Here is a 17,673-nt window from a genome sequence, read left to right as displayed (position 1 = left end):
TCGCCGAAGGCGTCCCGCACTCTCAGCCCAGCATGCCCTTGCCATGCCCCACCGCCGATTGCATCGTCTTTACCACGACAAAGGCGTCGCGCAGATGACTTCGCTCAAAGTCCGACAAATCGGTGGGGGCAAGATAGTTGTCGGGGGCCAGCCCCGCTTTGATCCGCGCCACCTGATGCTCCAGCCGTGTCTCGGCGATCAGGTCATAGGCGTCCAGCAAGTCACGCGCACCTGACGGGCTGAGCACGCCAGTTTCTTGCGCCGCGTGCAGCCGCGCGCGGGTGCCTGCCACCGTCAACTGTCCCTGCAACGCATAGATACGCCCCAGATCGACCACCGGCACCACGCCGTTGTGTTTCAGATCCAATGTGTTGCGATGCTCGCCCGAGCGGATGGTGGCAAACCCGCGCAGCAGGCCCAGGGGCGGAGTGTGCTTCAAAGAGTTCGAGATCATGTGAGCGACAAAAATCGAGTTTGAACTCGCCGCTTTCAGTGTCTCTTCCTGTAGATCGGCGAACAGATCAAAGCTGCCCCCGATTGGCCGCAGGTCGAACATCACACTCGCCAGCATCTGCGCCTCGGGGTTGGGTTTGGCGATCCAGCCCTCGAAATACTCGCGCCACACCCGCACCGGCTGACACCAACGCGGGTTCGTGGCCATCATGTCGCCGGGGCAGTAGAAATAGCCGCAGGTATCAAGGCCATCGCTGACGAACTTCGCCAGCTCTGCGAAATAGGCCATGTCGGCGTCCGTCACCGCATCGTCCAGCATCAGGCAATTGTCCTGATCGCTCACGCCCGTCTGCTCCTGCCGCCCCTGCGATCCGCAGGCCAGCCACAGGTAGGGGACGGGGGCGGGGCCAAGCTTGGCCTCGGCCAAGGCCAGCAGGCGGCGGGTGGCGGTGTCGGCAATGTCGGTGATCAGCCGCGTCACCACCTCGTGCCGGTTGCCACCTGCCACCAGCTGCACCAGCAGTTGCGAGATCTCGGCGGTGACCTTGGCCATCTCTTCCGCCGTGGTTGCCTTGGCGATCTGGCTGACCAGCTCGGCAGAGCTCACCGCCTGATAGCGGGTCAGGTCGGTCTGGGTGACGATCCCCACAACGCGATCCCCTTGGGTGATCGGAATATGGCCGATGTGATGCTCCATCATCGCGTGCAGCACATCTGATCCGATGGCCGAGGGCGAGAGTGTCAGGGGATCAGCGGTCATGATCTGGGCCACCGGCGTCGTTGCGGGCAGGGCCTGTGCCACCACTTTGCCCGACAGATCGCGGGTGGTCAGGATACCGCGCAGCGCGCCATCTTGCGTGACGCAGAGCGAGGAAATCCGCCGCTCTCGCATCAGCTGTGCGGCGGCCTGGACGGTGTCGTCCGGCGAGCAGGTGGTCGGATCATGGGCCATCAGCGTGTCGACAGAGCTGGTCGCCAGCGTCTCTTGTTGGGGGCGGGGCGCACGGGCGCGGTTGAAGAATTTTGCGACCACCTCATGCCGGGCGATCAGATCGGAAAAGAGCGCAGGCGGCAGCACGAGCAGCACGGAATGGGCATCGGCGCGGGCGCTGGTGACGGCCTTGCCATCGCGCAGCAGGCCGCGCTCGCCAAAGGAATTGCGCAGGCCCAAATGCGAAACCGCGACGCCGTTCTCGTCGGTCACCTCGATTTGGCCTTCGTAGACGATGAAGAGGCCAGGCAGGGCCTCCCCGTGGTCGTAAACGGCAAAGTCGCGCTCGACTTCCCACACGTCCAACTGCGGCGCGATGGTGTCGAGCTCGGTCACTGGCAGCGCATCATAAGGGTGCACGGATTTCAGGAAACGGGTGATCTGCGCATGTGTCAGGGGCATGGGACATCAGCCTGCGATAAAAGGAAAAAAGCCCCGCCCGGTAAAACGCCGGGCGGGACCATGGTCAGTTGAAGCAGACCCCAATCGGGAGGGAACAGGGTCTGCGGCACATATCAGTGATCCTGAGCTGCGCCTGCGCCACGGGGAATGCGGACGCTTTCGACCAGGTCTTTGATCTCCTGCGGGGTCTCTTTGGTCATGCCGGAGACGACATAGGCGACCGCAAAGTTCACTGCTGCACCAATTGCGCCGAACGAGGTCGACTTGACGGTGCCCAACAGCGGGTCCGCATCGGTGAAGGAGTTGGTGCCGGGAATGAACAGCCAGCCCTTGTGCAGGAAGATGTAAACCAGTGTGACGATCAGACCGGCCAGCATGCCAGCCACGGCGCCGGTGTTGTTAACGCGGGTCGAGAAGATCCCCATCATCAACGCCGGGAAGATCGAGGCAGCAGCCAAACCAAAGGCCAGAGCAACCGTTTGCGCGGCAAAGCCCGGGGGGTTCAGACCCAGATAGGTTGCCACCGCGATGGCCACGGCCATGGCGACACGGGCCGACAGCAGCTCGTTCTTTTCGCTGATCTGCGGGTTGATCGCACCTTTGATCAGGTCGTGGGACACAGCCGACGAGATCGCCAGCAACAGGCCCGCAGCGGTGGACAGAGCAGCCGCAAGGCCACCAGCCGCGACCAGACCGATCACCCAACCCGGCAGGTTTGCAATCTCGGGGTTGGCCAGAACCAGGATGTCACGGTTGAACTTGGTCAGCTCGTTGCCTTCCCAGCCGTTTTCGGCCGCTTTGGCTTGCATCGATTCAGATTTGTCGTTGTAGTACTGAATCTTGCCGTCGCCGTTCTTGTCTTCCCAATCCAGCAGACCGGTTTTCTGCCAGGTCGCCATCCAGTCATAGCGCGGATCGCTTTCGATCTGCTCGACGGTGACAGCCTCGGCGTTCGTCCCATTCGGCCACATCATGTCGGTGATGTTCAGGCGTGCCATGGCACCCACCGCAGGCGCGGTCAGATACAGCAGGGCAATGAACACCAGGGTCCAGCCAGCCGACCAACGGGCGTCAGCAACGCGCGGCACGGTAAAGAAGCGCATGATCACGTGGGGCAGACCCGCAGTACCGATCATCAGCGACAGGGTGAAGAGCACCATGTTGAACGTATCGGCGTGGTGGGCGGTGTATTCCTTGAACCCAAGCTCGGTCACCACCGCGTCCAGTTTCGCCAGCAGCGGCTCACCCGAAGCAGCGTGATCGCCGAACAGGCCCAGGGCCGGGATCGGGTTGCCGGTCAGCTGCAGCGAGATGAAGATCGCCGGGATGGTGTAGGCGGTGATCAGAACGCAGTACTGGGCCACCTGAGTGTAAGTCACACCCTTCATGCCGCCGAACACGGCGTAGGCAAAGACCACACAGGCGCCGATCAGCAGACCAGCAGTGTTCGAAACCTCAAGGAAACGACCAAAGGCCACGCCCACGCCGGTCATCTGACCGATAACATAGGTGGTCGATGCAACGATCAGACAGATCACGGCCACGATGCGGGCGGTCTGGCTGTAGAAACGGTCGCCGATGAATTCCGACACGGTGAACTTGCCGAACTTGCGCAGATACGGTGCAAGCAGAAGCGCCAGCAGCACGTAGCCGCCGGTCCAACCCATCAGGAACGAGGAGTTGTCGTAGCCGGTAAAGGCAATCAGGCCCGCCATCGAAATGAACGAGGCCGCCGACATCCAGTCAGCTGCTGTCGCCATACCGTTGGTGACCGGGTGAACGCCGCGACCGGCGGCGTAGAACTCTGATGTGGACCCGGCGCGGGCCCAGATCGCGATGCCGATGTAAAGCGCGAAAGAGGCGCCCACAAACAGCAGGTTAATGGTAAACTGATCCATCTGCCTTATTCCTCAACGCCAAATTCTTTGTCGAGTTTGTTCATGCGCCAGGCGTAGAAAAAGATCAGGGCCAGGAACACCAGGATCGAGCCTTGCTGGGCGAACCAGAAGCCAAGATCGGTGCCACCGACGCTGATGCCTGAGAGCATGGGGCGCAGCAGGATGCCGAACCCGAACGATACGACAGCCCAGATTACCAGGCTGACGAGGATGATCCGCACGTTGGCCTGCCAATAGCCCTTGTCGCTTTCAGCAGTCTGTGCGGAGGTTGTTGTTTGATCCGCCATGAGCGCGGTCCTCCTTGGTTTCCTCCTGATCTGCCCGATTGCGGAGCGGACAAATCTTCTCTGTTTGCCCGCGCTCGAATTTGAAACGCGGGCATGCCTCCTCTGGTCCGCCAGGGCGGGTCCATCGGGTCTTGCTGGTTTTGGAAACCCAAGGCCCCCTTAAGGGATAGGGGGGAGCGGGGGGCCTTGGGGTCCGGTTACGTCATCGCTGACGCAACAATCTCGTTCAAACCTTGGGCGATCTCGTCGATGTCGCCCATGCCGTTCACGGACTGCAACGCGCCTTTGGCGTGGTAGTATCCGATCAGCGGCGAGGTCTTCTTGTAGTATTCCATCAGCCGGATTTTCAGGCTTTCGGCGTTGTCATCGGCGCGCACGGGTTGACCTGCGGCACGCGCCTGTTCGGCGCGGCCCACGATGCGATCAACAAGGATTTCATCGTCCACCTGCAGTTCGATCACCGCGTCCAGGCTCTGGCCGGTTTTCTTCATCAGCGCCTCTAGCGCGTCGGCCTGGGCCAGTGTGCGGGGGAAGCCGTCAAAGATGAAACCGGCGGCATCGGATCCCGTCAGCTTTTCTTCAATGAGGCCGATGACGATTTCGTCTGTCACCAGATCACCGCGCGCCATGACCTCGGCCACGCGCTTGCCCATTTCCGAGCCGCTGTCCTTGGCCTCGCGCAGCATGTCGCCGGTGCTCAGCTGCACCATACCGAGCTTTTCCACCAGAATCTGCGCCTGCGTGCCCTTGCCGACCCCGGGGGGGCCGAGAAGGATGACATTGGCAGTTCGCGTTAGGGTATCGGTTGTCATCAACTTACCCTCACGCGCCTGCACGGTTGGCGATCAGATCGTCCACGACCGACGGATCGGCCAGGGTCGACGTATCACCAAGCGCACCAAAGTCGTTCTCTGCGATCTTGCGCAGGATACGACGCATGATCTTGCCCGAGCGGGTTTTTGGCAGGCCAGGGGCCCACTGGATCACGTCAGGCGACGCAATCGGGCCAATCTCGGTGCGGACCCAGGTCCGCAGCTCTTTCAGCAGCTCATCCGACGGTTCGCGGTCGTTCATCAGGGTGACGTAGCAATAGATGCCTTGCCCCTTGATGTCGTGCGGGTAGCCTACAACGGCGGCCTCGGCCACGGCGGCATGTGCCACCAGTGCGCTTTCGACCTCGGCAGTGCCCATCCGGTGACCCGAAACGTTGATCACGTCATCGACGCGGCCGGTGATCCAGTAATCGCCATCGGCGTCGCGCTTACAGCCGTCGCCAGTGAAGTAGTAGCCTTTGTAATCGGCGAAATACGTCTTCTGGAACCGTTCGTGATCGCCCCAGACGGTGCGCATCTGACCGGGCCAGCTGTCCTTGATGCACAGCACGCCCTCGACGTCGTTGCCGCTGATTTCGACACCCGACTGCGGGTCCAGCACCACCGGCTCAATGCCAAAGAAGGGCTTCATCGCCGAGCCGGGCTTCATCGCGTGGGCGCCGGGCAGCGGGGTCATCAAGTGACCGCCGGTTTCGGTCTGCCACCAGGTGTCAACGATCGGGCAACGACCGCCGCCAACCACCTCGTTGTACCAGTTCCAAGCCTCGGGGTTGATCGGCTCACCCACGGTGCCGAGCGTCCGCAGATCGCTCAGGTCGCATTTCTCGACCCATTCGTTGCCCTGACCCATCAGCGCGCGCAGGGCGGTGGGGGCGGTGTAAAATTGGTTCACCTTGTGCTTTTCACACACCTGCCAAAAGCGGCTGGCGTCGGGATATGTCGGGACACCCTCGAACATCAGCGTGGTCGCGCCGTTGGCCAGCGGGCCATAGACGATATAGCTGTGGCCCGTGACCCAGCCCACGTCAGCGGTGCACCAGTAGATGTCGCCATCGTGGTAATCAAACGTGACCTCATGTGTCATCGCGGCATAGACCAGATAACCGCCGGTGGTGTGCACCACGCCCTTGGGCTGACCGGTCGAACCAGAGGTGTAGAGGATGAACAGCGGATCTTCGGCGTTCATCTCGGCCGGGGCGCAGTAATCCGACGCTTCCAAGGCCATCTCGTTGTAGTCGAAATCGCGGCCGTCGATCCAGGTGGTCTGACCACCGGTGCGCTTGACCACCAGGCATTTCACACTGTCCTTGCAGTGCAACAGGGCGGCGTCGGCGTTGGATTTCAGCGGCGTCTTGCGGCCACCGCGCGGGGCCTCGTCCGCGGTGATGACAACCTTGGCGTCGCAGCCGTTGACACGCGCGGCCAGTGCGTCGGGGGAGAAACCAGCAAAAACGATGGAATGGATCGCACCGATACGGGCACAGGCCAGCATGGCATAGGCGGCTTCGGGGATCATCGGGAGGTAGATGACAACCCGGTCGCCTTTGCGCACGCCCAGTTCTTCAAGAACATTGGCCATGCGGCACACGTCGCGGTGCAGCTCTTTATAGGTGATGTGTTTGGCCGGATCGGTCGGCTCATCGGGTTCCCAGATGATCGCGGTCTGATCGCCGCGGGTGTCCAGATGACGGTCGATACAGTTGGCCGAAACGTTCAAAGCGCCATCCGCAAACCAGTTGATCGAGACTTCGCCAAAGTTGTAATTGACGTCCTTGACCTGGGAAAACGGCTTGATCCAGTCGACGCGCTTGCCTTGCTCAGCCCAAAACCCTTCGGGGTCGGCGATCGAGGCAGCATACATCTCATCATATTTCGCGGCGTCCACATGGGCGCGAGCAACGGTATCTGCAGATGGGGGAAAGACCGGAGATTCGGTCTGGGCTGCGGTTGTCATATGAGGCTCCTCCCTCGACTTTACTGTTCAAAGACCGTTTTCACCCGAAGTGCAGGTTTTGTCGATCTGGTTCCATCCCTGCGTAAATAATAGTCAGAGTTGAAAATATTGGAATAACTTACCGTAATGTAACGATTTGCTTGTAAATCTGTTTCATGTAGCTTCGCTGAATTTGTAAAGTTATAGTGCCTCTGGAAGCGAAAATCTCAATTTTTCAAGTGTTTCCATGTCAACGCGTTTTTCCCAAATTCGACAGCTGCCAGTCGCAAGGCATCGGACGTGGGGTCACTTTCCCCCGATTCCGGTGTGACATTTTGTTTCGGCCAGACCTGCCTGGGCGCAAAAATGCTGCGTGTGCATCTTGAAACGACTCGGGGTGGCGCCCGTGGGGTTCAGGACTTGGCAGGTCGCCGTGTTGGCGCTAGCTTTACCCCCAAGCGCCCTCCGACGAGGGGGCGCATGAAAGGGAGAGACTTTTATGAACAAGATGTTGACGGGTGCAGTGGCCGCTGCTGCCAGCTTTGCTTTTGTGTCCGAAGCCATGGCGACCGAATGGAATGTGTCGCTCTGGGGCAAGCGCCGTGCCTTTACCGAACATGTAGAGAAACTGGCCGAACTGGTTGACGAAAAGACCGGTGGCGAGTTCACGCTGAACATCAGCTATGGTGGCCTATCCAAGAACAAGGAGAACCTGGACGGGATTTCCATTGGTGCATTTGAGATGGCGCAGTTCTGCGCCGGTTATCACCGCGACAAGAACCGCGCGATCACCGTGCTGGAACTGCCGTTCCTGGGCGTGAACACGCTGGAAGAAGAGGTGGCGGTCAGCCACGCAGTCTATGACCACCCCGCGGTGCAGGAAGAGATGGCGCAGTGGAACGCGCGTATCCTCATGACGTCGCCCATGCCGCAGTACAATCTGGTTGGCACCGGCGAGCCGCGTGATGAACTGGCCGAGTTTAAGGACATGCGCGTCCGGGCAACCGGTGGCATCGGTCAGGCGTTTTCGGCTGTTGGCGGTGTTCCGACCTCGGTAACCGCGACCGAAGCTTATAACGCAATGGAATCGGGCGTTGTAGACACCGTGGCCTTTGCCCAGCATGCGCATCTGGCCTTTGGCACCATCAACCGCGCCGACTGGTGGACTGCAAACCTGAACCCCGGCACCGTGAATTGCCCGGTGGTGGTGAACATCGACGCCTATGAGGCGCTGAGCCCCGAGCACCGCGAAGCACTCGACAGCTCGATTGACGAGGCCATCGGTCACTATCTGGCCAACTATGGCGCCCTGCTTGAAAAGTGGGACAGCGTCCTGGCCGAAAAGAACGTGACCAAGGTCGAATTGGCTGAAAGCGAGCTGGATGCTTTCCGCAAGGCGGCGGCTGATCCGATCCGCGAAAAGTGGATTGCTGACATGACAGCTCAGGGCCTGCCTGCGCAGGATCTCTATGACCTGGTCATGAGCACGCTGAAAGCGCAGCGCGGCGGCAACTAAAGCACTCGGGCCGGGCGGCAGATACGCCCGGCCTTTTTCCTGAAATACTCCCCACCGACAAAAAGGAGTTCTGCCATGGCAGGACAAGCCTCGGTATTAGAGGATCTCAGCCTGCTCAGCAGGTTGGATCGGTCGCTTTTGACGATCGAGCGGTTTCTGGCATTGCTCAGCGGGTTGGCTGTTTTCAGCTTGATGGTGCTGGCAGTGGTGTCGGTAGGGGGACGTAACGCATTCAACGCCCCGTTGCCGGGTTATGTGGATTGGATCGAACAGGCGATGCCCCTGATCGCCTTCATGGGGATCGCTTATGTGCAGCGTGACGGTGGCCACATCCGTATGGATCTGGTGGTCAGCAAACTTTCGGGGCGGGCGCTGTGGTTTTTTGAACTGTTGTCCGTGACTTTGATCCTGCTGTTGATGATGGCGCTGGTCTGGGGCAGCTGGGAGCATTTCCTGCGCGCCTTCGACTTCAACGCGCCACTGTGGAGCCGCGACAGCTCTATCGACATTGGCATCCCGATCTGGCCCGCCAAATTGCTGGCCCCGGTGGCGTTCGCGGTGCTGTGTCTACGGTTGATGTTGCAGATCTGGGGCTATGGTCGCGCGCTGGTCTTGGGGTTGGAAAGCCCCGTCGCAGTGCCCCTGATCCAGGATGTGGCGGCCCAAGCTGCTGCCGAGGCCGAGCAGCTTGAGGGGCACGATAATGGATAGCATTGATATCGGTCTTTGGGTCACCGGTGGCTTGCTGCTGATGGTCGTTCTGGGCATGCGTGTGGCCTTTGCCGCGGGTATGGCCGGTCTGGTGGGGCTGATCTGGATCTTCTGGGCCAAGTTCGGCTATGCGCCCGACAAGTTCGGCAAGGCGCTGACCGTCTCGGTCAAGATCGCAGGGCAGGTGCCCCATTCCAAAGTGTCGAGCCAGGCGCTGAGCCTGATCCCGACCTTTATCCTGATCGGTTATCTGGCTTACTACGCGGGCCTGACCAAGGCGCTGTTCGAGGCCGCCAAACGCTGGATTGCCTGGTTGCCCGGTGGGTTGGCCGTTTCCACGGTCTTTGCGACCGCAGGGTTCGCAGCTGTGTCGGGGGCCTCGGTTGCCACCTCCGCCGTCTTTGCTCGCATCGCCATCCCCGAGATGTTGGCGATTGGATACAACAAACGCTTTGCGGCGGGTGTTGTGGCAGCAGGGGGCACGCTGGCCTCATTGATCCCGCCGTCGGCAATTCTGGTTATCTATGCCATTATCGTGGAACAGGATGTGGGCAAGCTGCTCCTTGCAGGCTTCATTCCTGGCGCGTTCTCGGCCATCATCTATGGCCTGCTGATCGTGGGCATCGCCGTGATTTTCAAGACCGTGGGCCCGCCTGTGACCGGCTTCACCTGGCGCGAACGCTTTGCCTCGCTGCCGGGCGCGTTGCCCATCGTCTTTGTCGTCGTGATCATCATCTGCTTTGTCTACAACCCCTTTGGCGGCGACGCTTGGGGTACGCCGACCGAGGGCGGGGCTTTGGGCGCCTTTGTCGTGTTCTGCATGGCCGTGCTTCAAGGCATGAAATGGGCCGAGTTCAAATCGGCGCTCTTGGAAACCGCCAAGTTGACGGTGATGATCTTCACCATCATTTGGGGCGTGCTGATCTATGTGCGTTTCCTTGGCTTTGCTGATCTGCCAGGGGCCTTTTCCGACTGGATCACCGCGCTGGAAATGTCGCCCATGCTGATCCTGATCTGCATCCTTCTGGCCTATGCGGTGCTGGGGATGTTCATGGACGCCATTGGCATGCTGCTGCTGACGCTGCCCGTTGTCTATCCGGCGGTGATGGCCCTGAACGGCGGTGAAAGCGTTGCTGCCGCCGACAGCGCCTTTGGCATGTCTGGCACGATGTGCGCGATCTGGTTCGGGATCCTGGTGGTCAAGATGGCCGAGTTCTGCCTGATCACGCCGCCCATCGGCCTGAACTGCTTTGTCGTGGCGGGCGTGCGCCCGGACCTGAGCGTGCAGGACGTGTTCCGCGGTGTAATGCCGTTTTTTGTGGCGGATGCCATCACCATTGCGCTGTTGGTGGCCTTCCCGGCAATCGTTCTCTACCTGCCATCACTGGCGCAATAGACAAAAAAACAACGGGATTGCCCGCTATGGGCATTCCCGCTTAGGATGCATTTAGATTTCCAATTTACCGAGTGTTTTTTATGCCCGAGTATTCAAGCCCCGGCGTATTCGTCGAAGAAATCTCCGACAGTTCGCTACCAATTGCCCCGTGCAGAACCTCGGTGTCTGCCTTTGTCGGGCATTTGCCGGACGTGGGCCTTGCGATCAAGACACCGATCCGGGTGCTGGAGAATGGCCTGACGCGGGTGCGGTACATGGATTGGCCGGATTGCCGCCTTAAGCGAGCGATCGAGGGGTTTTTCCAGAACGGGGGCAAGGATCTTTGGGTGCTGGGGCTCGACGCGGATGTGACCGAGGTCGACGGGATGTATCTCGGTTTGTTGGACGATCAGCTAGAAATCAACCTGTTGGCCGCACCTGGCTTTGTCGATGTGGCCAGCCATACCGCGCTGATTGCCCATTGCGAGCAGCATGGGCAGCGGTTTGCGGTGCTGGACGGGCCCGAGCAAGTAGATAATGCCACTGTCTTTGCGACCGAGCCGTTGGCACCATCGGGGCAGGCGGCGCTCTATGTGCCGTGGTTGCAGGTGCCGGGCCGGGACGAGGCTTTGCCGCCATCGGGCCATGTCTGCGGCATCTATGCGCGCATGGATGAGCAGCGCGGGGTTTGGGCGGCTCCGGTCAACTTTCCCATGGATGGGGTCGTGGGGCTGACTCAGAGCTTGAGCAATGACGACCAAGAGGGGCTTAATACCCTCAACGTCAATGCCATCCGATCTTTTGACGCGCGCGGTATCATGATGTGGGGCGCGCGCACGCGGGCGCCTGCGGGGCACGACATGCGCTATGTGCCCGAGCGGCGTTTGATGAACATGCTAGAGGCCTCTTTGACAAAGGGCATTCAATGGGCCGTTTTCCATCCCAACTCGACTGAAACCTGGATGCAGGTGCGCACCAGTGTCGAGGCCTTTCTGACCTTGGTCTGGCAGAGCGGGGGCGTGGTGGGCGAGACCGCTGAACAGGCGTTTTTCACCCGCTGTGGCCCCGAGACGATGACCCAGAGCGATCTGGATCAGGGGCGGCTGATCTGCGAGGTCGGAGTGGCCACGCAGCGCCCGGCCGAGTTCTCGATCCTGCGGCTTGAGGTTCAGACGGCAGATCCGGAACCGGATCCACCGACCGAGTGATCACGCAACACCCGTATCGCGCATCTGTGGCAACAGATATGGCACGTCCTTGCCGGGCGCCCGGCTGACGCCGATTGAACAGCCATAAACGTCCTGCAGCAGACCGCGGGTGATGGTGTCAGCGGGCGCCCCACTGGCTGCAATACGTCCCTGGTGCATGACCGTGACATTGTCGGCAAACATGGCCGTCAGGTTCAGGTCATGCATGACCACCACGACGCCGCCACCTGCAAGTGCAAAGTCGCGCGCCACATCCAGAACGGTGAACTGATGCGCGATGTCGAGGCTTGCAACGGGTTCATCCAGAAACAGCCAGCGCGGTTGCCCGTCGACTGACGGATCCCACACCTGGGCCAGTACGCGCGCAAGCTGCACGCGTTGTTGTTCGCCGCCTGAAAGGTCAGAATAGAACCGCGGCCCGAACCCGGCCAGATCGACCCGAGCAAGGGCGCGGGCGGGCAGGGTGGGGTCGTCACCGGCCAAACCGCCCATTTGCCCCATGCGCACGATTTCGGTCACGGTATAGGGAAAAGCCACGGTTGCCGCCTGGGGCAGAACCCCACGCAGCGAGGCCAGCTCCCAAGGTCTCATGGTGCGGATGTCCTGACCGTTGAGGGTGATCTCGCCGGTATAGTCGTGCTCGCCAGTCATTGCCTTGAGCAGGCTAGATTTGCCTGACCCGTTGGGGCCGATGATTGCCGTGACCTTGCCCGGCTGGGCGCGAAAATTCACCCCGTGCAGGATGTCCTTGCGTCCGATTGAAACGCGGATGTCTTTGGCTTGCATGTCTTACATTCCCAATTGGCCGAACCGGCGCAGCAAGATCCACAGGAAAACCGGCGCGCCCAGGATGGCGGTGACGATCCCGATCGGCAGTTCCGCCGGGGCCACGATCACGCGGCTGATCATGTCGGCTGTAAGCAGCAGGCTTGCGCCAAGCAGTGCCGCGTTTGGCAGCAGCCGGAGGTGATCGGGGCCGGTGGACAGGCGCAACAGGTGGGGCACCACGATGCCGATGAACCCTATGCCGCCTGAGACGGCGACCGCAGCTCCGGTTGCGGCGGCCACTGACAGAATCGCGACGTTCTTGGTGCGCTGAACGTTGATGCCGATGTGATGGGCCACGGCCTCGCCCATCGACAGGCCATTGAGGCCACGGGCGATAAAGATCGAGGCAACAGCCGCCAAAGCCATGATCGGCGCGGCGGTGGCGATTTTGGTCCAAGTGGCCGCGGCCAGTGACCCCATGCCCCAAAAGGTCAGGTCACGCAGCTGTTGATCGTCGGCCAAATAGACCAGGATGCCCCCAAGCGCGCCGGTCATCGCCCCAAGCGCGATGCCCGCCAGCAACATGGTTGCGACCGAGGTTTGCCCGCGACGGGTTGAGACGCGATAAAGGAGCAGGGTCGAAATCCAGCTGCCCAGAAACGCCGCGATGGCGGTGAGCCAACTGCCCGCCCAGGTCAGCACGGCCACGGGCAGCATACCGCCCAGAACGATCGAGAGGATGGCACCAAGACCTGCTCCGGCACTGACGCCGACGATGCCGGGATCGGCCAGCGGGTTGCGAAACAGCCCCTGCATCATCACGCCAGACAGGGCCAGGGCCGCGCCCACCATGATGCCCATGATCAGACGGGGCAGACGAATGTCCACCAGCACCACCCGGTCCAGCGTGGACAGAGCGTTGCCCTGCGTCAGATCGCCAAGCGCCCGCCAGAGCGACGCCTCGGAGGCGCCGACCGCGAGGCTGGACAGGCTCACCACCCCCAAGAGCGCGGCCAGCACCCAGGTCATCCGTTGCGCAAGCGCACGCCGGTCAACTTCGATCGGTGCGGCCTGTTCGGTCAAGGCTGTCACGACTCGGCCCCTTGTTGCAGGGCTTGCGACAGCTCGGTGATCGCGCTGGCAGTGCGTGGGCCAAAGCCCAGCAGGTGCAAGCCGTTCATGCGCACCACCCGGCGGTTTTGTCCGGCAGGGGTAAGTGCGATGGCGGGCATCGACAACAGTTCCTCGGTCGCGGCGCCATGGTCACCGCCGCGATCCATCATCAAAATGACATCAGGGGCCGCGATGCTGACTGCCTCGGGTGACATCTCCTTCCAGTTTTCAAACTCGGTCACGGCGTTGACGCCACCGGCAAGTCGGATGATCCCATCTGCACTGGTGCCGGTGCCCGATGCGGTGATCTTGCCGCCCTGTGTCGACAGGACAAAGAGCACCCGCTGCGGCTTGCCGTTGGCGGCTTCGATCGCCGCCGCATGCGCCTTGTCGATATCCTGACCGACCTGCGTGGCCAGCGCGTTTGCGGCCGCATCCCGGTCCAGAGCAGCCCCAACAGCGCGGATTTTGGTGACGATCCCGTCGCGGGTGAAACGCTCTGGGATTTCCACCATCTCGACATTGGCGCTGCGCAGCACGTCGATGGTTTCTGGCGGGCCGGACCCCTCGACCGAGATGATAAGGTCGGGCGAGACCGACAGCACACCTTCGGGGGCAAGCGCGCGCATATAGCCGATGTCGGGCAGTTCAGTGGCCTCTGCTGGATAAGTCGAGGTGCGGTCGCGGCCCGCCAAGCGATCTTCTTGCTCCAGGGCATAGACGATCTCGGTCACGGCCCCACCGATAGAAATGATGCGACTGGGCAGCTCGTCGGCGGTGACACCGGTTGCCGCAAGAACAAAGGCCGCTGTGGTCAGAAGATTGCGCATCATGCCACCTCTGACTGCTTGGCTGATTGCAGACCATCGACGATCTTGCCCCAAGCCGGGCGGTGATCCGCAGTGTCGCTCCGGCGACCAAAGACCTGAAAGATCAAACCGCCCTCGGCGTCAAAGGCCTCGACCGACACGGCGGGGCCGCGTTGGGTGGGTTTGGCGACGGCCCAGACCTCGGCGATGTGATCGCTGCGCAGGTGCAGATTAAAATGCGGGTCCAGCACATTCTGCCAGGGGCCCATGGATTTCAAAGTCTCGATGGGGCCGCCGTGAATTTCGATGCAGCCCTGGTTGCCAACAAAGACCATGACTTCGATCCCCTGATCACGCACCGCTTCCAGCATTGTGTCGACTTCCGTGGGTTCGATCCGGCGCGCCAGAGGCTCACCGGCGATGCGGTAAGCGCCCAGGCGATTCATCTTGAGCTTGGACGTCAGGCGCATGAATTGATGCGTGTCCGTCATCTTGGCCCATTCAGCCCGCAGGACATCGGCCTTGTCGGGGTTGGCTTTTGGCGCTTCGACCGGTTTGCGGCGCGAAACCTGCAGTGTTTGCGATTGGTCCTCATGCCGTAGCTCTCGCACTATCGTGTTCCAATGGGACAGGTCCGAGCCATCGCGCAAAAAGATCTTGTGGACCGCATCCCCAGCCGCATCAAAAATCTGAAGCGAGCGACGGATGGTGCGGTCGGTCGTGCGCTCGACGGCAAAGGCCGAAACCCAGTGAGAGGGGAACATGCGCAGGTCAATGTCAGCTGTCAGCACCATCGAGGCATGTTGGCCAGAGCGATAGTTTTCGTACTGTCCAACCTTTTCGATCACGCAAGAGCGGTTGCGGGTCAGGGCCATGACGTTTCCCAACCCGGGCAACCGGGGAAAGATGTCATCCAGATCGGCCGAAATGCGAGTCGCGTCGATGCCCACATGGGCGGCGACCAATTGGGCTTCGGTGATGCCCAGTTTGTCGGCCAGATCACGGTCGCGCAGGGACAGGTTGTCCTGGCGCGCGGCCAGGATCTCGAGGGGGGACAGGGCAGGGGCAAGGGGCGCCTGTTCGGTCATGGGATATCCAGTTCTCTTTTTGCAGTGGGGACAGCTGGCGGCCGATGACGGCCCGGAATGGGCAAGGCGGCTGGCGGGTCGTTCACATCGTAACGATCAATGTTGACTAAATTAGTAAAGTTTAATACCGAACGCAAGATCGCTGAAAACGCGATTCCAAAAAAGATCAAAAACAGACCCAAACGCCAGCACGTGCCAGCCCTATTCGGTCTTCGTATGCATCGAAGGGATAGATATGCGTGCACGTAACCTGAGGGCCGTTCTGATCGGTTCTGCCTCATGCCTCAGCCTGGTAGCCGGACTGGCCGCCGCACAGGAAACCGCTGAGGACGACGAATTCCTGGGCACAATCGAACTGGGCGAAAGCAAGCGCGAGATTCAGACGGACACCGCCACCGCCGTCACCAATATTGACCAGACCGAGATCGACGACCGTCAGGCCGGCACGGTCGCGGAACTGATCGACTCGGTTCCCGGTGTGAACCTTGTGAACGGCTCGACCCCGCAGGGATCCGGCATCAACATTCGGGGGTTCGGCGCCAATGGCACATTTGGAACGGACCAGAAGGTTCTGATCCTGGTGGATGGGGCTACGACGGGTGCAGAGGAACTCTACCGGATCGGCAACCAGCTGTTCACTGATCCGCAGCTCTACAAAAGCGTCTCGGTCATTCGTGGCACCGTGGGGTCGTTCGAATACGGCTCGGGCGTTGTCGGTGGTGTCGTGCAACTGGAAACCAAGGATGCGTCGGATTTCACCGGCGGCGAGGTTGGGTTCAAGTTTCGCCAGACCTTTGAGGGCGCCAGCAATGGTGACGGGTTCACCTCATCCTCGATCCTGGCGTGGCAACCGTCCGAGAATTGGGAGTTCTTGCTGAACTACACCCACCGTCAGCAGGACGATCAAAAGGATGGCAACGGCAACGTCATCGCCAACAGCGCGTTCAAGCTGCCTTCGGTATTGGTCAAGGGTAAGTACACGTTCGGCACCAATGACGATCATTCGATCACCCTGTCGTACAATAATTCGAGCTCGCAAGAGCGCGACGTGCCCTATGACACCTTTGCCACCACTGGCGGGTCGTTCGGCAATGTGGACCGGGACATCGAAACCAAGGTTGCAGTGCTGCGCTATGACTACCGCCCCGTTGGCAACGATCTGGTCGATCTGCAGGTAAACCTGTCCTACTCGGATCAGAAGATCGACAGCAGCTATGTCACCGGGTCGTCGTCGCTTGAAGGATCGTCCTTCTTCCCCAGCATTCGGGCACTTGCGGATGCCGATCACCGTTATGAAACCACCAAGCTGACGGTCAAGAACACTTCGTACTTTCAGACTGGCGAAGTGGCGCATGACCTGCGCGTGGGGGCCGAGGTGATCAACCGTGAGCGCCTGGATGCGCCGTCTGCTCCGGGTGGGACTGATCGCCGCTTTGCGCTGTTTGCGGTCAATCAGATGCAGATCACGGATCAATTCACCCTGACCCCGGCGCTGCGGTATGAGACGCAGGATATCGAAGGCAACGCATCGGCCACCCCGCCGGCCAACGCCAGCTATGACAATGACGCCGTGATGGGCGGCCTGTCAGCGCGGTACGAGTTCCAGAACGGTATCGCGGTCTTTGGTAGCGCAGCCTACACCGAAAGTCTGCCGATCATCGACGATCTGGGCACGCCGCTGTTCATGACACAGCCGGAAAAGGCGCGAACCTATGAGATTGGGACGTCTTACACGCGCACCGATATGTTCTCGCAAGGGGATGTCGTGCGGGCAAAGATCAATCTCTATGACACCAACCTGTGGGACGTGACCTCTTATGTTTCAGGAAGCCCCTCGGCTCCCCTGTCCGAGATCACAACCCAGGGCGTCGAGCTGGAGGCGTCTTATGCCCACGCGTCGGGCTTCTATGCCGACTTCAACGCCAACCTGACGGACGGCGAAGAGATCTCGTCCACTGGCGTGGCGACCCGCTGGCGCAACACGCCCGCGGATTCGGCCCGCCTGACCGTCGGCAAGCGGTTTGGTCAAACCTGGGATGTGAGCTGGGAATTGATTGCGGCGAAATCGGTGACGGATGCGTCGGGAGCGGTGACACCGGGCTACGGCATCAACAACCTGCGGGCCACCTATGTGGTGCAGCAGGGGACTTTGGCCGGGCTCGAAGTGCGCGCAGGTGTCGAGAACATCTTTAACAAAGCCTACCAGCCGCATTTGTCCACCCGCAACTCGCCGGGCCGCAACTTCAAGCTGACCCTGGCAAAGACCTTTTGATCAAAGAGGAGAAAAG

General features: G+C 60.8%; 14 protein-coding genes. 5 read left to right on the top strand and 9 right to left on the bottom strand.

The genetic code is table 11. From position 1 onward, the window contains the following. Positions 1-22: 22 nt before the first annotated feature. From TRL7639_RS12690 to acs, 5 genes are all read right to left on the bottom strand, one after another. Complete coding sequence (locus TRL7639_RS12690) at positions 23-1,846, bottom strand: DUF294 nucleotidyltransferase-like domain-containing protein (RefSeq protein WP_085796006.1); 1,824 nt, start codon at positions 1,844-1,846, stop codon at positions 23-25. Between the two features lie 113 nt (positions 1,847-1,959). Then, complete coding sequence (locus TRL7639_RS12685) at positions 1,960-3,744, bottom strand: sodium:solute symporter family protein (RefSeq protein ID WP_085796005.1); 1,785 nt, start codon at positions 3,742-3,744, stop codon at positions 1,960-1,962. Positions 3,745-3,749: 5 nt separating this feature from the next. Next, positions 3,750-4,031 carry a DUF4212 domain-containing protein gene (locus TRL7639_RS12680; RefSeq protein ID WP_085796004.1) on the bottom strand — a complete coding sequence of 94 codons (282 nt, stop codon included), beginning with the start codon at positions 4,029-4,031 and terminating at the stop codon, positions 3,750-3,752. Positions 4,032-4,228: 197 nt separating this feature from the next. Then, positions 4,229-4,843, bottom strand: a complete 615-nt coding sequence (locus TRL7639_RS12675; RefSeq protein WP_085796003.1) for an adenylate kinase — start codon at positions 4,841-4,843, stop codon at positions 4,229-4,231. Positions 4,844-4,853: 10 nt separating this feature from the next. After that, positions 4,854-6,818, bottom strand: a complete 1,965-nt coding sequence (gene acs / locus TRL7639_RS12670) for an acetate--CoA ligase (RefSeq protein WP_085796002.1) — start codon at positions 6,816-6,818, stop codon at positions 4,854-4,856. Positions 6,819-7,296: 478 nt separating this feature from the next. Between acs and TRL7639_RS12665 the strand changes: the two genes are divergently transcribed. From TRL7639_RS12665 to TRL7639_RS12650, 4 genes are all read left to right on the top strand, one after another. After that, positions 7,297-8,313 (top strand): C4-dicarboxylate TRAP transporter substrate-binding protein, encoded by a 1,017-nt coding sequence (locus TRL7639_RS12665; protein ID WP_085796001.1) that lies wholly within the window; start codon positions 7,297-7,299, stop codon positions 8,311-8,313. A 75-nt stretch (positions 8,314-8,388) separates the two neighbouring features. After that, positions 8,389-9,024 carry a TRAP transporter small permease subunit gene (locus TRL7639_RS12660; protein WP_085796000.1) on the top strand — a complete coding sequence of 212 codons (636 nt, stop codon included), beginning with the start codon at positions 8,389-8,391 and terminating at the stop codon, positions 9,022-9,024. Beyond that, complete coding sequence (locus tag TRL7639_RS12655; protein WP_085795999.1) at positions 9,017-10,420, top strand: TRAP transporter large permease; 1,404 nt, start codon at positions 9,017-9,019, stop codon at positions 10,418-10,420. The genes TRL7639_RS12660 and TRL7639_RS12655 overlap by 8 nt, the downstream gene beginning before the upstream one ends. An 80-nt stretch (positions 10,421-10,500) precedes the next feature. Next, the gene (locus tag TRL7639_RS12650; RefSeq protein WP_085795998.1) at positions 10,501-11,607 is read left to right on the top strand and encodes a phage tail sheath family protein; all 1,107 of its coding nucleotides are present in this window, start codon (positions 10,501-10,503) and stop codon (positions 11,605-11,607) included. Here the strand turns inward: TRL7639_RS12650 and TRL7639_RS12645 are convergent, their stop codons facing one another. The 4 genes from TRL7639_RS12645 to TRL7639_RS12630 are packed head-to-tail and all read right to left on the bottom strand — an operon-like array spanning position 11,608 to position 15,385. Further along, positions 11,608-12,393 carry a heme ABC transporter ATP-binding protein gene (locus tag TRL7639_RS12645; protein WP_085795997.1) on the bottom strand — a complete coding sequence of 262 codons (786 nt, stop codon included), beginning with the start codon at positions 12,391-12,393 and terminating at the stop codon, positions 11,608-11,610. 3 nt (positions 12,394-12,396) lie between these two features. Beyond that, positions 12,397-13,467 (bottom strand): FecCD family ABC transporter permease, encoded by a 1,071-nt coding sequence (locus TRL7639_RS12640; protein WP_235820316.1) that lies wholly within the window; start codon positions 13,465-13,467, stop codon positions 12,397-12,399. Then, positions 13,464-14,318, bottom strand: coding sequence for a heme/hemin ABC transporter substrate-binding protein (locus TRL7639_RS12635; RefSeq protein WP_085796416.1), 855 nt, complete (start codon positions 14,316-14,318; stop codon positions 13,464-13,466). The genes TRL7639_RS12640 and TRL7639_RS12635 overlap by 4 nt, the downstream gene beginning before the upstream one ends. Continuing rightward, complete coding sequence (locus TRL7639_RS12630; RefSeq protein ID WP_085795996.1) at positions 14,318-15,385, bottom strand: hemin-degrading factor; 1,068 nt, start codon at positions 15,383-15,385, stop codon at positions 14,318-14,320. The genes TRL7639_RS12635 and TRL7639_RS12630 overlap by 1 nt, the downstream gene beginning before the upstream one ends. 235 nt (positions 15,386-15,620) lie before the next feature. On the opposite strand from TRL7639_RS12630, the gene TRL7639_RS12625 reads away from it, so the two are divergent. Next, positions 15,621-17,657, top strand: a complete 2,037-nt coding sequence (locus TRL7639_RS12625; protein WP_085795995.1) for a TonB-dependent receptor domain-containing protein — start codon at positions 15,621-15,623, stop codon at positions 17,655-17,657. Positions 17,658-17,673: the final 16 nt, after the last annotated feature.

Source organism: Falsiruegeria litorea R37 (assembly GCF_900172225.1).
Classification (GTDB): Bacteria; Pseudomonadota; Alphaproteobacteria; order Rhodobacterales; family Rhodobacteraceae; genus Falsiruegeria; species Falsiruegeria litorea.
Note: the sequence above shows the minus strand (reverse complement) of the source record. Positions and strands in the feature narration are given on the sequence as shown.